The sequence below is a fragment of the Rariglobus hedericola genome (genome assembly GCF_007559335.1).
In the GTDB taxonomy this organism is placed as follows: Bacteria; Verrucomicrobiota; Verrucomicrobiia; order Opitutales; family Opitutaceae; genus Rariglobus; species Rariglobus hedericola.
Window position 1 is genome coordinate 799,504 of the sequence record NZ_VMBG01000002.1, and the last position, 16,979, is coordinate 816,482.

At 62.0% G+C, this 16,979-nt stretch carries 12 protein-coding genes; 9 read left to right on the forward strand and 3 right to left on the reverse strand.

Annotated features, from left to right (window positions below):
• The first annotated feature begins 162 nt into the window (after window positions 1-162).
• The 4 genes from FPL22_RS13725 to FPL22_RS13740 are packed head-to-tail and all read left to right on the forward strand — an operon-like array spanning window position 163 to window position 4,871.
• A complete protein-coding gene (locus FPL22_RS13725) occupies window positions 163-1,518 on the forward strand; it encodes a tetratricopeptide repeat protein (protein ID WP_144230977.1) in 1,356 nt (451 codons plus the stop codon).
• A 24-nt stretch (window positions 1,519-1,542) separates the two neighbouring features.
• Window positions 1,543-2,628, forward strand: coding sequence for an alpha-hydroxy acid oxidase (locus FPL22_RS13730; RefSeq protein WP_144230978.1), 1,086 nt, complete (start codon window positions 1,543-1,545; stop codon window positions 2,626-2,628).
• Complete coding sequence (locus FPL22_RS13735; protein ID WP_144230979.1) at window positions 2,619-3,788, forward strand: GTP-binding protein; 1,170 nt, start codon at window positions 2,619-2,621, stop codon at window positions 3,786-3,788. The genes FPL22_RS13730 and FPL22_RS13735 overlap by 10 nt, the downstream gene beginning before the upstream one ends.
• Complete coding sequence (locus FPL22_RS13740; RefSeq protein WP_144230980.1) at window positions 3,789-4,871, forward strand: DUF481 domain-containing protein; 1,083 nt, start codon at window positions 3,789-3,791, stop codon at window positions 4,869-4,871.
• A 23-nt stretch (window positions 4,872-4,894) separates the two neighbouring features.
• Here FPL22_RS13740 and FPL22_RS13745 read toward each other — a convergent pair whose 3' ends face one another.
• Window positions 4,895-5,182, reverse strand: coding sequence for a GNAT family N-acetyltransferase (locus FPL22_RS13745; RefSeq protein WP_144230981.1), 288 nt, complete (start codon window positions 5,180-5,182; stop codon window positions 4,895-4,897).
• Entirely contained in the window at window positions 5,182-6,195 is a 1,014-nt protein-coding gene (locus FPL22_RS13750) for a WD40 repeat domain-containing protein (protein WP_144230982.1), read from the reverse strand. Before FPL22_RS13750 ends, FPL22_RS13745 begins: the two co-directional genes overlap by 1 nt.
• Before the next feature lie 263 nt (window positions 6,196-6,458).
• Here FPL22_RS13750 and FPL22_RS13755 point away from each other — a divergent pair, with 263 nt between their 5' ends.
• The gene (locus FPL22_RS13755; RefSeq protein WP_144230983.1) at window positions 6,459-9,290 is read left to right on the forward strand and encodes a hybrid sensor histidine kinase/response regulator; all 2,832 of its coding nucleotides are present in this window, start codon (window positions 6,459-6,461) and stop codon (window positions 9,288-9,290) included.
• A gap of 90 nt (window positions 9,291-9,380) precedes the next feature.
• Here FPL22_RS13755 and FPL22_RS13760 read toward each other — a convergent pair whose 3' ends face one another.
• Entirely contained in the window at window positions 9,381-10,511 is a 1,131-nt protein-coding gene (locus FPL22_RS13760; RefSeq protein ID WP_144230984.1) for a response regulator transcription factor, read from the reverse strand.
• A gap of 166 nt (window positions 10,512-10,677) precedes the next feature.
• On the opposite strand from FPL22_RS13760, the gene FPL22_RS13765 reads away from it, so the two are divergent.
• From FPL22_RS13765 to FPL22_RS13780, 4 genes are read left to right on the forward strand one after another with little or no spacing between them, the layout of a single operon-like run.
• Complete coding sequence (locus tag FPL22_RS13765) at window positions 10,678-12,450, forward strand: hypothetical protein (protein WP_144230985.1); 1,773 nt, start codon at window positions 10,678-10,680, stop codon at window positions 12,448-12,450.
• Complete coding sequence (locus tag FPL22_RS17720; RefSeq protein WP_162525315.1) at window positions 12,447-15,017, forward strand: hypothetical protein; 2,571 nt, start codon at window positions 12,447-12,449, stop codon at window positions 15,015-15,017. Before FPL22_RS13765 ends, FPL22_RS17720 begins: the two co-directional genes overlap by 4 nt.
• A 52-nt stretch (window positions 15,018-15,069) precedes the next feature.
• A complete protein-coding gene (locus FPL22_RS13775; RefSeq protein WP_144230986.1) occupies window positions 15,070-15,975 on the forward strand; it encodes a hypothetical protein in 906 nt (301 codons plus the stop codon).
• Window positions 15,976-15,987: 12 nt separating this feature from the next.
• Window positions 15,988-16,872, forward strand: coding sequence for a hypothetical protein (locus FPL22_RS13780; RefSeq protein WP_144230987.1), 885 nt, complete (start codon window positions 15,988-15,990; stop codon window positions 16,870-16,872).
• Window positions 16,873-16,979: the final 107 nt, after the last annotated feature.

Sequence of the window (16,979 nt, forward strand, 5' to 3'; positions counted from 1 at the left end):
GGCAAGCACTATTTAATACTAGGTCTCAATTTCATTAAGCTGAGTGATCGTGGGTAAATGGTGAATGATTCGTATCAAATTAAATGTTAATTGGTTAGATGTTATGACGGGGATTCGGTCTTGCCGGAGCTAGATGAGACGATCAAAGAAATTCCCTAAATTATGGATGATTCGCAGCCCCTAAGTATTGAGCAGGTGCAAGCCGAAGCGCGTGCGATGATCCATGCGTCGTCTGCTGCGTGGATGTCTCAGGACGCGGCCCAGATCACCGCGGCGTTGCAAGCGTGTGAACAGGTGCTGAAAGCCATGCCTCCAGAGAAAACCGTCCCGGAGTCAGGAGCACCGGATCCCACTGATGTATTGGCGACTGAGCGCGCATTGGCGTGGTTGTGGCGCGGGCGTTTTTTAGTGGCGGCGGACAACCCCGATTTAGTGGTGAAGGGCCTGCAAAGTCTCGATCAAGCCATCGCGCGGCTCGTTCTGGCGGGCAATGCCGAGGAGTCGCTGTCCATTGCGTGGATGAATCGCGGGAGCGGGTTGTTCCGGCTGGGCTCGCACGAGGCGCTGGCGGAGGCCGTGCGTTGTTATGAAAAGGCGATCGAGTTGTTGGAGCGCGCACCCGACAACGCACGCAACGCACTCGGTGCGGCGTTCATGAACCGCGGGGTGGGTTTGATGCACCTCGATCACGTGAAGGACTCGCCGGAATCGATCGAGACGCGTCTGGCTGAGGCGGTGCGTTCTCTGGAACGTGCGGTCGAAGTGTTGCAACCGCTGGCGTCCACGCAGGTCGCCGCACAACGCAACCTCGCCTCGACGTGGGCTAATCTCGGCATGTTGCACACACGGCGTAAAAACACCGAAGCTGCGGAGGTCGCACACCGACAGGCCGTGGAATTATTCCGCCCCATCGCCGCGCAGACGGGATCGCCCGGTGCGTTTGAACTCGCGGCGCGTTTGTTTAATTACGGTCAGGCCAGTGGTGAAGGCGGTCATACGATCGAGGCGCTGGCGGCGGGACGCGAAGCCATCGTGCTGGCCGACAGCGTGGATGCGGCGGACCTGCAAGCGGCGGAGCTGGCCTTGCGCGCACGTCACGCGGTGTGTGTGGTGCTCGGCGGGCTGCTGGCGGCCGGACGTGTTCAGACGCAGGACCCGGATCGAGCGGCGCGTCTCGAAGAAGCGGGCGATCTGGTCGAGGACGGACTCGCGCAGTTGATGGCGCGAAGTGAAACCACCGTGGGCATGATGGCGGCGGGTGCACGGCTCTATGAGTTTGGCGCGTGGCTTTATCGCACGCAGCAACCGCAGTTTCTTGGTGAGTTTTTGCTGGAGCATCTCGGCGACGATCCGGTTCGCACGCAGATCGCGGAGGCATCGGTGCAAGCGGCGCGTCAGGCACTCGTGCAGCGCAATTTTAACGACCCGAGCCACGGCGGCATGGAACGCGTGCTGGATGTTTTGCAGTCACTCAGCGAAGTCGAAGCGCGTGTGAAGGAACGCAAGGCCGTCGTCTGATCGACGCGGACACGACTCGTTTTTATGCAACCGCTGCTGACAACCATTCCTGCCGATGTCGTGGCGGTGGCTGATTACGAAGCGCTCGCACGTGAGCGGATGACACCCGAAGCCTGGGCGTATATCTCCGGTGGCGGCGCCGATGAACTCACGTTGCGATGGAACCGCGAGGCGTTTGATCGCATCCGTTTGCGGAGTCGCGTGCTGGGCGGATTCACCGGTGGCGGACACACGCGCCTCTCCCTGTTCGGGCGCACCTGCGAGCACCCGATCCTGCTTGCCCCAGTGGCGCTGCACACGCTGGTGCATCCGGACGGCGAACGTGCCACGGTGCTCGGCGCGGCGGCGACCCAGGCGACGATGATCGTAAGCACACAGGCAGGCGTGGCGTTGGAGGACGTGGCGCGCGGCGCCGAGGGCGCGCCGTTGTGGTTTCAACTTTATATCCAACCGGATCGCGCGTTTACCGAGGCCTTGGTGCGGCGGGCCGAAGCGGCCGGTTATGAGGCACTCGTCGTCACGGTGGATGCTCCGGTGAACGGCATGCGCAACCGTGAACAACGTGCGCAATTCCGTCAGCCGCCCGGAGTCGAGATGGTGAACCTGCGCGGCTGCCGCCCGGCGGAAATGCCCGCTGCGGGACTGTGTGGCGGACTCATGGCTCTCGCGCCGACGTGGAGTGATCTCGCCTGGCTGCGCTCGCTCACCCGGTTGCCGATCATTCTAAAAGGCATCATGGATGCCGGCGATGTCGCGCGTGCGATCGAGGCGGGTGTTGATGGTATCGTGGTGTCTAATCACGGCGGTCGCACGCTGGACACGTTACCCGCGACCATCGAGGTGTTGCCGCTCATTGTCGATGCGGTCGGTGGACGGTTGCCGGTGTTGTTGGATAGCGGTGTGCGACGTGGCACCGATGTATTAAAAGCGATGGCCTTGGGCGCGACCGCGGTGCTCGTGGGGCGTCCGTATATTTACGGTCTCGCGGCGGCGGGTGCGCCGGGCGTCGCCCATGTGGTGCGTATTCTGCGCGCCGAGTTGGAAGTGGCGATGGCACTCACCGGTTGCGCGACACCGGCGGATATCGACCGGTCCGTCCTATGGGAGTGAACACCCAACCGCCGGTCACGGTGTTGTGCGGGTTTCTTGGCGCGGGGAAAACCACGCTGCTCAACCACCTGTTGCGACAGGCCGAAGGCCGGCGTTGGGCCGCGGTGGTGAACGACGTGGCCGCGATCAATATCGATGCGGCGGTGGTGCGCGCGGGCGCGGAGACCGCCGCGACCCGTGACGTGGTCGAGCTCGGCAACGGCTGCGTGTGTTGCTCGTCAAAAGATGAACTGGCCGAGACCGTGGCGGAGCTCGCCGCATCGGGGAACTACGAGCACATTCTCGTGGAAACGACCGGCGTGGCTGAGCCGCGCGGGATCGCTAATCTGTTCACGCGCAAGAATCCGTTTGGCCGGACGCTGGGCGAATTCGCCACGCTCTCCGCGTTGGTGAGCGTGATCGACGCGGCGATGTTTCTTCGTGAGTGGGCGCGCTACCAAACGCGTGCGGTGGCGCGTGAGACGTTGGCCGGCGGCACGCGTCCGGTATTCGAGTTGATGCTGGAACAGGTGGAATGCGCCGACGTGATCCTGCTGAATAAATGCGATCTCGTGAGCGAGCAACAGGCCGTGCAAGTGGAGACGATTCTTCGCGGGTTGAATGCCCGCGCGGAACTGCTGCGGACGGAACAAGGGCAGGTCGCGAGTGAATTTTTGCTGGGTCGTGTGCGCTTTGACGCACTGGAAACTCCAGGTGCGGCGCGCTGGGTGCGGGCATTAAATGCGGTGGCGCCGGCGACGGGCGGTCTGGTCATGCGCCCGGTTGCGCCGAAGCAGCCCGCGCATGAAACGAAATACGGAATCACCTCGTTCGTGTATCAGGCGCGCCGACCCTTGGTGCGCGCGAAGTTTTATCAACTGATCGAGAGCGGGCTGCCGGGGATGTTGCGAGCGAAGGGATTTTTTTGGACCCGTGAGCAGCCGGACGAGATGGCGTTCCTCTCGGTGGCGGGCGGCGCGGTGCGCTACGACACGCTTAATTATTGGTGGGCAGCGATGATCGAAAACGGCAAGGCGCGGCTCGAAGACCGGCCCGAGGCGATTCGCGCTTTGTGGGCCGAACCGCACGGCGACCGGCGGCAGGAACTGGTGTTTATCGGTGTGAATCTGGATGAAATCAAAATGCGCGCGGCGCTTGACGCATGCCTCGATGGGGCGTGAATGGCGGCAGTGTTTTTTGTCCGCAGAAAAAATCTGAAACAATGCGCGGTCGGTCGCGTCAAAGTCCGCGTGCCGGTTGTTTTTAAAAAGCTGACGAGGGTCGCGAGCATGATGCTGGCGATTGGTGTTTCCGCGCGTGCGCAAGGCGACGCGGAGGTGCTGCCGGTGCCCGATGTGCTGGTCTATCGCGATGGGGATCGCGTGCAGGGACGACTGATCCGTCGCGAAGATGAGTTTCTGATTTTTAAGTCAGTTCGTTTTGGCGAATTACGCGTGTCGACCGCGGATGCCCGGATCGAGAATGCGGGGACGACTGTGGTCGTAGCGGCGACGCCTGCGCCGGCCAAGGACGCGGTTGCGCCGGTGCCGCCGCTGGCGAGCAGTTCGCCGGATGAACTCACGAATTTATTCCGCAATTTTTTTGGTCCGTGGCACGGCCGGTTCGCGCTGTCGTCGCAGGTGATCAGCGATACCAGCGACCGCGCGGACTTCATGACCGAAGCCCGGCTTAAACGTAAATGGACGAAGGACGAAGTCTCCGGCTCGATCCGCTACGATTACAGCAAGACCAATGACATCGTAACGACGGATATCATCAAGGGTAACGGGCTGTGGCGCCGCACGCTGCCCAAGCGTTTGTTCACCGTGTATCGTCCGGCCTATGAATGGAATCGCGCCTACAAGGACGACGGGGTAAATCGTGATTATATCCTGCTACAGCAGGAAGTCGGTCTGGGCGTGAGAGCGGTGGATACGGAGAACTGGAAGGTGCGCGTGGGTGTGGCGGAAAATTTTTTCGACGCGTGGGATACCTCGGCGGGCGGCCATACCAGTGCGCAGGTTGAATCGTTGTTTGCGGAGGCGGATCTCAAGTTGCCCTGGCGGATCATCGTCACGGAGCGCGCGGTTTATTACTACGCGATCAAAACCGGAAATGATGGTTTCGAGAACCAATTTGAGATTACCAAAAAACTTACCGACACGCTCAGTCTCGGTCTGCGCCACGAGGTGCGTTACAACGATCCTGATGTGCGTTCGCAGGATTACTCACTGCTGCGGTTTTTGATCGGCTTCGACTTCTAAGCGGTGCACGACCGCGTTCACAGTCAGGCCAATAAGTCGGCAAACTCAGTGTGGCGCTGGATAAACGTGGCGACGTAGGAGCAGGCGGGGACGACGCGGAAGTGATGCGCGCGAGCGTAGGCGAGGGCAGGGCGCACAAGTTGTTCGGCAACTCCGCGTCCGCGCAACTCGGGCGGGACGAAGGTGTGCGTGAAGATCATGCGCGTGCCGTCGAGCGTGTAGTCGGCGTGGGCGAGGTGTCCGTCGATCTCGGCGGCGAAGCGCGTATTCGCTTCGTCGTGGACCACGTTGACTGGCGAATGCGCGGACATCAGGCCTCGCACTTAAGGACGTAGACGACGCCCTTTTCGCTGCCGACGGCGAGGAATTGATCATCGGGCGACCAAGCCAGTTTCGTCGCGGGGACGGGCATCTTCACGGTGGCGCGAAGGGGCTTGGGACGCTCGGGGCTCCAGAGCTGCACGACGCCATCTTGCGACGCGGTGGCGAGGATGCCGTGCTTGTGCTGAAAGGCGACGGCGCAGACGCGGGCTTCGTGCGGGAGCATGATGGGTTCGCGACCCTCGGGGCCGCCGCCGGTGCAGTCCCAGAGACAGGCGTCTTGTCCGCCACCGGTGGCGAGCCAGTGGGAATCTCGGTCGAAGGAGAGCTCCTTCACTTTGGATTCGTAGCCGCTCATATGGAACTCGTCGGTGGTGTCGGGGAGCCAGAGGTGGACGCTCGGGTCCTGGTTGCCGGAGACGAGCCAGCGGTTGTCGGGCGACCACACGAGCGCGTGAATACCGTTGGCGTAGGCAAATTCTTTTTGGGCGAAAAAATCATCCGCATCCCAGAGGCAAACGCCGCCGAAATAGGCGGAGGCGAGACAACCGCCGGCGGGTTGCCAGGCGATCGCGCTGATGGTTTTGGGGGCGGGCTTGAAGGTGTGCTTCGTCGAACCATCGGCGTTGAGAAACGCGAGGTGACGTCCGGCGGCAGCGGCGAGAACTGAGGACGGACCAGACGAGGCGGGGCGCCAGGCGAGGTGTTCGATCCAAGAGCCGCCGACCTCGGCGGAGCCGGTGTGCTGGGCGGTGGAGGCGTCCCAGAATTTGACCTTCGCGTCCTGTCCGCCGGAGGCGAGGAGGAGTTGCGATGGATGCCAGGCGAGGCAGTTGGCGCCGTCGTCATGGCCGGGGAGATCGGTGCGCGCGCCGTCGGCGGTCGCGAAAAGAGAAAGCGGGCCGGAGGATGCGGCGGCGGCGAGGCGGGAGCCATCGGCCGACCAGCCGAGGTCGATCACGTAGTCTTCGAGCTGTGCGGCCCAGTGCTTGGTGAGTTGCATGAGAGGACAAGTGAGCGCGGCCAGGCGTTGCGCACAAGTGAAAGTATACGCGGCGTCACGTGCTTTTCGCACAGAAGCGCTCGGCAAGGTCCACTGCCTAGTGTGTTTGAGGTGAAAACCAGAAGAGGGAGTGGATTTTATTTCGCCATGGGAGAGGGACCGTCCTTCAATTTGCATATGGAAACCCCGACAGGCGCCGGCTCGGTTACGCTCTATCTGTTGAATGTCGCGCGGTGTGTTGTGCAGGCCTTGGTTTCGCGCGCGTGAAATCCTGCGGCTACAAATCGTGGTGCGTAGCGGCGGCTTATGTCGTGTTGCATGTGGTCGCGCATCTGTCGGCGCAGTGGTTTGAGGTGTCGCCGGGAATTTCGCTCTGGTATGTGCCGGGCGGGCTGGCGCTGGCCTTGGTGACGTTACTTGGGCCGCGTTATATGCCGCTGGTATTTGCGGCAAATTTCGTGACAGCGTGGCTTCCGACGACGGTCGCGTGGTGGATGGTGTGGTTTTTTCCGCTGCTGATCACCTTGGGTTATGGTGCGGCGGGCGTGCTGGTGCGCCGGCATTTGGGCGGAAAACTGCTGCCCGGCACGCCAAGGGAAACGCTGGGCTTTGTGCTCGTGGCCGGCTTGGCTCCGTTGGTCGTCGCGGTGATCGGCACGGCGGTGTATTATGTGAAGTCCAGCTTGGGGCAGGCTCCGTTCGGTGCGGACTTCTGGCCCTCGGTGATGAGTTGGTGGATCGGCGACACGAGCGGTATTCTTACGGTGGTGCCGGTGATCATGGTCTTCGTGGCTCCGTGGCTGGCGGGGGAGAAACCGGCGGTCGATCTGCGGCGGATGAATGCGCGGACGATCACTGCAGCGGTGGCACGTGCGTTGGTGCTCATGGGCACGATCGCGATCGTGGTGGGGTTGCCGGTCCTGCGCGATCATGACGCTTTCTACATTTGTTTTCTACCGCTGATTTGGATCTGCGTGCACCACGGTCTGCCCGGAGCCACGCTGGCCACGCTGCTTATCATGATGGTGGGCTTGGTGAGCATGCGGATGGCGGAGACGACGGTGGGATTTGCCCACGTGTTTCTTTTGTTTGAACTGGCGGTATCGAGCGTGGGGCTCGGGCTGGGCACGATGGTGACGCGGCGCAACGAGGCGGAGCGCAAGCTCGCCGCCGCCGGCGCGAAAATGGACCGGGTTATTTCCGGCGCGCAACTCGGCCTGTGGGATCTGAATCTGGTGACCGGTGCGGTGGAGATCAACGAGCGGTATGCAGACATGATCGGATATGAGGCGGCGGAGCTGTTTCCGTTTCGCGAACGCTGGCCGGAGTTCATTCATGCCGAGGACCGCCTGCGCGTGGAAAACGCGATGATGACGCACCTCGAAGGACGCTCGGAGTTATTTGAGGTGGAGTTTCGCTTGCGCAAAAAAGACGGGCATTGGTGCTGGTTGCATTCGCGCGGTTCGATTGTGAAGCGGAGTGCGTCCGGCATGCCGCTGCAAGTTTCCGGCACGCAAGTCGACATCACCGCCCGCCGTCGCGTGCAGGCCGAAGTGGGGCGCCTGCTCCGCATCATCGAAGCGACGCCCGATCTCATCGTGACCGCGGATGCGCAAGGCCGCGTGATCTACATGAACGAGGCGTTGCTCAAAGTCTGTGGCCAGTGCGACCGGGAGGGTGCGGGCAAAAACCTGCGCGATCTCCTCGCGGGCGAGGCGGCGACGCGTTTACTGGGCGAGGCGTTTCCCGCGGCGCTGGCCGCGGGCAGCTGGCATGGCGAGGCGACGATCGTGGACGCGGCGGGACGTTCGATTCCCACGTCGCAAGTCGTGCTCGCGCATCGTGACGAAGAGGATGATTCGTTCAGCTTTTCCGTGGTCATGCGTGATCTCTCCGATCAGCGGAGGGCGGAAACTGAACGCCGCCAACGCGACCGCGAACTGCTCCAGCTGCAGAAAGCCGAAAGCCTCGGCGTCATGGCTGGCGGCATCGCGCATGATTTCAACAACCTGCTCACCTCGGTGATGGGGCATGCGAATCTCGCTACGGTTGAACTTCCGCCGGGGGCACCGGCCTTGATGCATCTCGCGAAGATCGAGCAAGCGGCCACGTGCGCGGCCGCGCTTTGCCAGCAGATGCTGGCTTATGCGGGACGGAATCCGGTGTCGTTTTCAGAGATTGATCTCAACCAGCTCGTCGACGAGGCGAGCGGGTTGCTCGGTCCGAACATCGGTGGGAAAGTTGACGTGCGTCTCGATCTCGCGAAGCCCTTGTCGCCGATTCTCGCGGCGGGCACGCAGATGCAGCAAGTGGTGATGAACCTCGTGCTCAACGCGGCCGAGGCGATCGGCACGGGCAACGAAGGCCGCGTGACGGTGCGGACGGGTGATTTCGAGTTGAGCGAGGCGGAGCTGGGACGGCAGTTTCCGGGACACATGGCGGCGGCGGGTGCGTATGTCGTGCTCGAAGTGGAAGACACGGGTTGCGGTATGTCGGTCGAGACGCGTGCGCGGATTTTTGAGCCGTTTTTTACCACGAAATTCACGGGTCAAGGCCTGGGCCTCGCGGCTGTAGCCGGTGTGGTGAAGTCGCACCGTGGTGCGATTGCGGTGCGCAGTTCACCCGGCGCAGGGACGATCTTCCGCGTGGCCTTCCCCTCGCTGGCCAAAAAATCGGCACCGGTGATCATCCGTTACGAAGCGTTACCCGATACGTGGAAAGGCACCGGCACGATTCTCGTGGTGGACGACGATCACATCATCAGCGAGGTCACCGCGCATATTCTGCGGAGCTTTGGTTTTGCCACGCTGACGGCGGGCGATGGCCGCGAGGCGGTCGAGGTGTTTGGCCAGCATTCAGCTCATCTGGCCGGTGTGTTACTCGACCTCACCATGCCGGTGATGGACGGGTTCGCGGCGCACGCGGAGATGCATCGAATCAATCCCTCGGTGCCCGTGATTCTGATGAGTGGCTTCTCGGAAAAACTCGAACATCTGCCGCCCGAGGCGATCCATCCGGCGGGCGTGCTGGCCAAGCCTTTTAATCGCAAACAACTCCGCGAACGCATCGCCTCGGTGATCCCGCAAGGCGGTTAGGCGAGGGCGCGGTGTATTCTGCGTTTCGTCCCGCGTCGTGCGACCCGTGTAGCGACACGTGCCACGCACCGCGCGCAGCCGCGCCACGCATTACGAGGCTTCGAGTGAGCGGTAGAGCGGGGCGAGTTTGCCGCGGCTGGTAATGCCGAGCTTGCGGAAAATGTTGCGCAGATGAGTGCGCACGGTGCTTTCGCTCACGCTGAGCTTGCGCACGATCTCGGCGTTGTTGTCACCGGCGGCGGCGAGGCGGGCGACTTCACGCTCGCTGGTGGTGAGCTTGGAGAGTTTTTCGAGCACACGACCGGCCTCGGGCGTATCGGAGGGAGGCGGTGAAAATTGGATGACAAAGGACGGCTGCAGAGAACGGCCTGGCACGGGCTCGATCAATTGCACGGTGGCCTGAAAACCGGTTTCCGTGTCATGATTCAGAAGCCGGATGTGTTGCAGACTGGCGAGCGTGTGGGTCTGCACGGCGCCCTGCCAGGCGGTCTTGAGTTCATTGCACGCGGCCAGCAAATCGGCGGGGAGTTTCTTGGAAACATCCGTCTTGAACACACGGGATGACTGCAAACCGTGACGCCATGCGGATATGGTTTCGCGGGCCGCGACATTGGAGTAGTTAATAGCGAGATCCCAATCCACCCCGAGCATGGGAATGGGCAGGGAATGCACGGTGTGTTCGAGCGACGTGTGCGCGGCGGCACGTTTTTCGGAGGCGAGCAAACGCTCGACCGCGGCGTTAGCCAAGGGATGAAGCAGACGTAGCACGCCCATCTCCTCATCGGTAATATCGCCCTGCGCTTCGGTGCGGATGAGTGACAGCTGGCCGATGAACTCGCCTGACGACGACCAGAAGATCATGCCTGCCGAATACAACCATCCTTCGGGCTTCATGAATTCTTCGTAAAAAGGGAGGCCGGGTAGCGCTGCAAGCGGCAGGCCGTCGCTCATGCGCAGAGTGGTGACGCCGGGGTTGCGGGCGAGGTGGTCGGCGAGGGGTGCGACGGCATTCAGCCGCACAAAGTAAGTGTCGGGATCAGGCACCGGCAGGGTGGTGCGCAGGAAAACCGGCATGGTGCCGAGGCAAGGTAACCCGATGAGCACGTGATAGACAGGCATTGCCGACCGCAGCAGTTGATTGGCTGCCTGCCACAACTCCTCGGGCGTGAGGGCGCGTTGCAAAGCGATGAGGGCGGTGTGGGTGTTTTCTGAATACGGCATGCGGCGAGGGTGGTGGCTTTCAGCACGGAGCACGCCGTGATCGACGCAAACTCAAAGCAATATCGTCGGATCCGACGATATGCGGTGCCGGTAACAATCGCTATGATGCCGGCTTTCTCGTCCCTCCCCGCCCGGCGGCGTTCTCTGTAACCGCAAAATTTTCTCTATGAAACCTACCCGCAGAGCCTTTTCGTTTTTGTTCGCACTGGGAGCAGTGGCCATGGCTGGCGTGGCCTTCGCGCAGGCACCGAATATTCCCAAGCAACCTCCGTCGGATGCTGCCGTGAAGAAGGCCGAGGCCGCTCAAAAATCCGCCGAGAAAGCGGAAGCCGCCAAGAAGGCTGCCGATAAAGCCGCCGCCGCGAGCGCCGCCTCTGACAAAGCCGAGGTGGCCAAGAAAGCCGCCGACAAAGCGGATGAAGCGTCGAAAGCGGCTGCGAAGGCCGCGGCTGCGCAGAGAGCGGCGGCCGCTGCTGAAGCCGCTCAGCGCACCATCCAGGCTCCGCCCAAGGAAGTGAAAGTCAAAGACGTGAAGGTGCCGGTGACGCCGCCGCCTGCCGTGGAGCGCGTGGTGGTTACTCCGAAGATTCCAGTCGCCGCCAAGGTCGAGGTGCCGGCGGTAAAATTGATCAATCAGGACATCATCAACGCCCGCGCCGACAACGCGCCGCGCGAACCGGGCAAAGGGCCCAAGGCGGATATCCCCGGGATTGATCGCGACGCCGCTGCCAAGAAATCCGACAGCCTCAGTGCGGTGGTGGCTGGTTCGAAAGACCGGAACGCCACGCTCGCGGATCGGTTTAACGACACCACGAGCAACGAGCAGGCCGCCGCAAATGCCGCGACCGGCGCACTGCAAGACGACCGCACGCGACGTCCCGCGTTTGACCAAGGTTTTGGCGACAAGCCCACGTTCACCCAAGATCAGGTCAACGATGTCAAAGACGCGTCCAACCCCATGGGCAGTCTCACCGGCGGCGGATTGCGCGGCGGTGTGGCGGACTCCGCCCGCAAGGATGACGGAGTGACCAGCATCGCCGAGCAGGGACGCGGTGCGATCAGCGATGGCGCGCTCGGCTCCTCATCGGGAGCGACGGTGAATCAATCCGGAGATGTCGAGGCCGTCACCAAGGCACCTCCGGGGAGCTCCAAGAGTTTTTGGCAAAAACTCGCGGGTGTCTTCACCGGCCAGTCGTCATTGAGCGGCCAGACCACCAACAATGGCGCCGCGCTCAACCAAGCCATCAACGAAATCGATGGAAAGGGAACGCCCGCGCCCGCCGGTCCCGCCGCCGGCGTTGAACCGGCTCCGCCCAAGGGCCCGGCCACCACGTCGTCTTCCGATGGTCGCAATGTCGTGGTAACCGATGCGGACGGCACGAAAAACGTTTATGTGGATGGTAAGAAGGTGGGAGTCATCGAGCCTCCGTCCACGCCAGCGTCCACGCCCTCGGCCGGTCGTCCGGCCGAGCCCGTCACGCCGCTCAAATACGATATCGTCAACACCTCGACGGCCACGGCGCAGCTCCGCCAATCCAAGCTCGGCAAGGGAGAGGGCGTCACCAATCCCGATCGCAACGGCGAAACCAATACGACCTCTGAGGCGTCGCGCGCCGCGACCTTGCAGGTGATCGAAGGCCAGGGCGTCGGCCGGCTCGGCCAGCCCGTGGGCGGCGGAAATCTGAATGATCAAGGCGGTCGCGCGGGCAACGTGTTCACGGGTTCAAACGGTGCGGGCGCGATTAATCCCGGTGGTGATACGGTGATCACCACGGGCGGCATCGAACAAAACCCCGGCGATGTTTTTAACACCGGCCCCGGTCCCGACCAACAGCTGCGCGCTCCGGGCTCTTCGTCGAGTTCGACCGAGCCGGCGGCGTCAGACTCCACGCAAACTTCGACGTCTTCCTCCTCAGACGATTCCAGCGATAAAAAATGAAAACCCGACGCCGCTTTTTTTCCATTCTGTGCACGGTGGGAGCGCTCACTTGGCCACTCGATGCCGCCTTTGCGCAGGTGCCCAACATCCCCAAGCAACCTCCGTCTGATGCTGCCGTGAAGAATGCCGAGGCCGCGCAAAAAGCGTCTGAAAAAGCCGAGGCGGCGAAGAAGGCTTCTGAAAAAGCAGCCGCTGCCAGCGCTTCGGCCGAAAAGGCGTCCGCTGCAGCCGCCAAAGCGGACGCAGTCAAAAAGTCATCGGATAAAGCCGCCGCTGCGAGTGCCGCGGCCGAGAAGGCCGAGGCAGCCCAAAAGCTGAGTGCCAAAGCGCAAAAATCCGCCGACAAAGCGGAAGCCGCCAGTGTCGTTGCGGACAAGGCGGCGGCCGCTCAGAAGTCGGCTGATAAAGCAGCGGCTGCGCAAAAAAGCTCCGCTCAGGCAGACGCCGCTCAAAAAGCCGCGGCCAAAGCGGAGGCTGCCCGCAAAGCATCCGATAAAGCTGCGTCAACGGCAGCGACCGAAAAGGCGGCCGTGCGCCAGGCTGCGGTTGAAAAATTAACCACCATCAACACGGCGACCGCCCAGGCGGACGCCGCGCGCAAAGCCTCGCAGAACGCCGCGAAAATTTCTTCCACCGCGACGGTTCCGACCGCTGCGACGGATGTGACGCGCATTCGCCTGCTTAATCAGCCCGCGCCCGAGACGAAGGGCGGCGATGACAAAAAGACGCCCGATTTAACCGTGACGGGAGAGCCGCGTAATCCGATCGCTGATCGTAAAGCTCGCGAAGAGGCCGCGCGCTCCGTGCGTGTCCCCGAGGTTGCAGCGGCCGCTCCCGCTCCGACGGCGGCTGACGAAATCCGCTTAACGAAGGACATCGTGCGCGATGGCCTGGCCGATCTGGAGGTCGCACCGGAAGTCGCGAAAAAACTGGCCGATGATTTTGTCGATCCGGACAAAGCCCCGGCTACCCGTGTCCGCGTGGAAGAACTCGCCAACACCTCCTCCGATCTGCAACTCGTCTCGGTTCCCGAGGCGACTCGCCGGAAGATTATCGACGAAGTCAGTCGCAGCGCCGATCCGACTGCCACCGCCAACGAGAAAGTGGGCGAGGCCGCGACCGAGGAAGTGTTCGGAAAAGACGTGGCGGCTTTGGTGCCCGTCGACAAACGCGGCAAGTTTCGCGAGGTGTTTCAAAACCTCGCCGATCTCCGCTCGGGTTTGGAAACCATCGGCGCTTCGCAGGACGATCCGGAAGTGATCGAAGCGGTTAAAGAAGGTGCGGCGAAAGGGGTCACTACGCGTGAAGAAACCCGCGCCATTTTTGAGGGTGCCGGTCAGAAAGTGCTGGATCGCCAGGGGTTCTCGCCCGCGAAGGTTGGCGAGGGTTTTGGCGCGCGTCTCGATCGCATTGCTGCGGATCAGAAAGTCGAAGTGGAGCGACTGAAGCGCCAGGCGAATTTGGATAAATCCGTGGTGCGGGCGGGTGCGGTCAATTCGAGGGCGCAAGCGGGTGCGGCCAACGCTTCCCAAGCGCGCTCCGTCGCGGGCAATGTGGCGCAGGCGGGTAATTTTACGGTTACCGGCGGTGATGGTGGTGGAGTGAGCGCAGGGCTTGAATCGACATTTGGGCGAAACCCGAAGGCGTCCCAAGTCGCTTCGTCTGGGGGCAAATTACGCGGCGATGGACATGGCGTCGGCAATGATGCCGCCAAGCCGGGTGGCGCCCCCGGCAGCTCCGGCAGTGGTGCCGGTTCCGGTGGTAACGGTGGTGGCAATGGCGGTGGTGCCGGCGCGGGCTCGGGTTCAGGCTCCGGCACGGGTGAAGGCGGAGGCGGCGGTGGTGCAGGTGGCGGCGGCGGAGCTGGAGGAGGCGGTGGTGGTGGTGGCGAGGGCGGCGGCGGCTCGGGTAAGAGCGATGATAAAAAAGACGGCGAAGGCGGTGGCGATAGTGACGGCGGCACCGGCTCCACCGACAGCCACGACAAGGACAACATCGATCTCAGCGGCGATGGCATGACTTTTGAAACGAACCCCGATGAAGCGGCGAAAACCATCGGTTCCACCACCATCAATCCGCTCGACGACGGCGGTCGGAACCCCATGGCGCTCTCGGAAAAAACCGGCGGTCGCCTGGGCGGTGCCGAAGCACGGCGCCAACAACGTGCGCTGCAACTCGCGGGTTCCGGCGGTGGCGCCGGCGGGCCGAATCCCGATGGTGTGAACACAACCCCGACTTTGATGACGCCCGAAGAAGAGGCCAACGCGGCTCGCCTGATCGGCATGAAAACCGGCGGCGGCGTTACAAATCCGAACCCGAACAAAACGGGCGGCATGGCCGTCACCGATCGCGATCTGAAAGAGCTTCATCTGCGCGGTAACGGCGGCGCGGCGGGACCGACCGACACGACGGCACCCGCACCGCCGCAAGATCCCAACAGCCCTGTGCCCGGACTCGCTCCCGGCCCCGCGCCGACGGGCGGCACGCGCATCAACGGAGTCCAGGCACCGGCGGTGCAGGTGGACCGAATCGATGTGAGCGGCCAGATCCGCGAAAACACCCAATGACCCCTCGTTCCTTCATTCGACGCGCACTTTCTTCACTCCTTTTTTCGACCCTATGAAATATCTGTCTGTTCTCCTGTTAGCCCTCCCGTTGTGCGCCGTGGCGCAGCCGTCACCGGCCGCGCTTGAAGCGATCGGTCGTCAGGACCCCACGGGAAGCGGCACATTTCACCGCATCGGCATGTTGCGCGAGCAGGAGAACACCGTCTCCCGCCTTCAACAGATCACGGACAAACTGAGCGGACAGGTGCGTGCCAACACCATGCTCTTCGCGTCGGATAATATCTTCAATACGCCCAACAACCGGGAGTCCGACAGCCAGCTGGCCGAGTTTCTCGGTGCCAATCTTCGCGTGACGTTTAACGACGCGCTCAAACTCAACAGCAGCTATGACGCCGCTTTTTTTCGTCACAACAAGGACGCGAACAGCGGAAATGATTTCGATACGAGCACGTTTCGCCAGCAGCTTACTTACGAGACATTTATTCTGAACAACAAGGCGTCCGTGGGCATTCCGCTCTCGTGGCAATACTCGGAAGTTTACCGCACCGGCGGCGGCGATCCGCTTGCGCAAACCTGGACCTATTCCAGCGGTGTGGAGTTCTCGTGGTTTCCCAACAGCCGCGTGTTTCCCACGTTTTCCTACAACTACTTTTTGTCCGATCCCAAGACGGGCTCGGGTAAAAACAAACACGACTTCAACCTCGGCGTGACCTTGATTCCGTTTCAAGGGAAGCGCTTCTACGTCATCCCCTCGGTGCAATACAGCTACGAGGATTTCCGTAAGAGCAGTCGCACGGATAAGGCCTGGACGCCTACGCTGACCACGAGCTGGTCGCCGCTGACGTTCTTCGCGGTCGACGCGGTCGGCAGCTACACGGATTCCGCGTCCAATGTGGGCACGTCCGAGTTCGAAGCCTTCACGGCCACGCTCTTCGCCCGCCTGTTTTGGAACTGGTAGTCCGCTCTTTTTATGAATCTCCATTTTAATTCCCGGATTTTATGCCGATGCCTGCCCGCGCTCGGCGGTTTGCTGGTGGTGTCCGCGCTATTTACGGCGGAAGCGTCCGCTCAAGTTTACGTGCAGACGCACAACCTGCCGCAGCAAACGGGTGCGACGGTGGCCTCGCTCGAGTATTCGCATGCGGAGGTGAGCGAGGACCTTAAGAACTACCGGTTCAATCAGGCCGAGGGCGTGGCGCGCATCGGGCATCTCGGCGTGTTTGCCGAGTCGGAGATCCGTGGTGAATGGAATACCGGCACGCTGGCACTGGCGGGTTTCCAGGACACGTTGACGATCAATGCGGCGGGGCTCACCGGCATGACGGGTTATTTCACCGCGCGGATGCGCGTGAGCGGCGTGTTGCTGGGCGATGCTAGCTACAACGGGACGATCTATACCGGCTATGTTGAAACCAAGTTCTCCGCTTTGCTGGGTGGAAACGGCAGCTACTACACGAATCTTAGCGGCGACTATCGACGGAATTTCGAAGGCGATGGATTCGCCACGTCGGGAGACCTGCCCGGGCTGATGGAGGTGGAGATATCGTTTATCTTTGGCACGCCGTTTTTGTTGGAGGGGCAGTTGAAGGTGGATACCTATGCGCAAGGAACTTTGAACGTTGCGAATGTCTGGGCGCTGTCGCGCGCCGAGTTCGGCCACACGGCTTACGTCGAGGGAATCGACGAGATATTCACGGAGGATGACGAAGCGGTCAGCGGGTTCACGATCACGAGTCTTTCGGGGGCGGACTACATCGAGGGCTTTGAAAATGCCGCCATTCCCGAGCCGGCGACGGGGTCTGCGTTGGCGGGCGCCGTGGCATTGATGGCCGTTCTGGTGCGGCGCAGGCGCTAGAACGAATGGCCCTTGAGGTCGTATGAGGAGAATGCCCTAGAAGGTGTCGGGAGTCCTATGCCACTCTTGATTTGAGGCGGTGTTTCGTATGAGTTTCGCGAATCCCA

Bases quoted from the DNA above. Each gene is read 5' to 3' on its own strand.
- FPL22_RS17720 (WP_162525315.1), top strand. From the start codon at position 12,447: ATGAAAACCCGACGCCGCTTTTTTTCCATTCTGTGCACGGTGGGAGCG.
- FPL22_RS13750 (WP_144230982.1), bottom strand. From the start codon at position 6,195: ATGCAACTCACCAAGCACTGGGCCGCACAGCTCGAAGACTACGTGATC.
- FPL22_RS13775 (WP_144230986.1), top strand. From the start codon at position 15,070: ATGAAATATCTGTCTGTTCTCCTGTTAGCCCTCCCGTTGTGCGCCGTG.
- FPL22_RS13760 (WP_144230984.1), bottom strand. From the start codon at position 10,511: ATGCCGTATTCAGAAAACACCCACACCGCCCTCATCGCTTTGCAACGC.
- FPL22_RS13740 (WP_144230980.1), top strand. From the start codon at position 3,789: ATGGCGGCAGTGTTTTTTGTCCGCAGAAAAAATCTGAAACAATGCGCG.
- FPL22_RS13730 (WP_144230978.1), top strand. From the start codon at position 1,543: ATGCAACCGCTGCTGACAACCATTCCTGCCGATGTCGTGGCGGTGGCT.
- FPL22_RS13735 (WP_144230979.1), top strand. From the start codon at position 2,619: ATGGGAGTGAACACCCAACCGCCGGTCACGGTGTTGTGCGGGTTTCTT.
- FPL22_RS13725 (WP_144230977.1), top strand. From the start codon at position 163: ATGGATGATTCGCAGCCCCTAAGTATTGAGCAGGTGCAAGCCGAAGCG.
- FPL22_RS13745 (WP_144230981.1), bottom strand. From the start codon at position 5,182: ATGTCCGCGCATTCGCCAGTCAACGTGGTCCACGACGAAGCGAATACG.
- FPL22_RS13780 (WP_144230987.1), top strand. From the start codon at position 15,988: ATGAATCTCCATTTTAATTCCCGGATTTTATGCCGATGCCTGCCCGCG.
- FPL22_RS13765 (WP_144230985.1), top strand. From the start codon at position 10,678: ATGAAACCTACCCGCAGAGCCTTTTCGTTTTTGTTCGCACTGGGAGCA.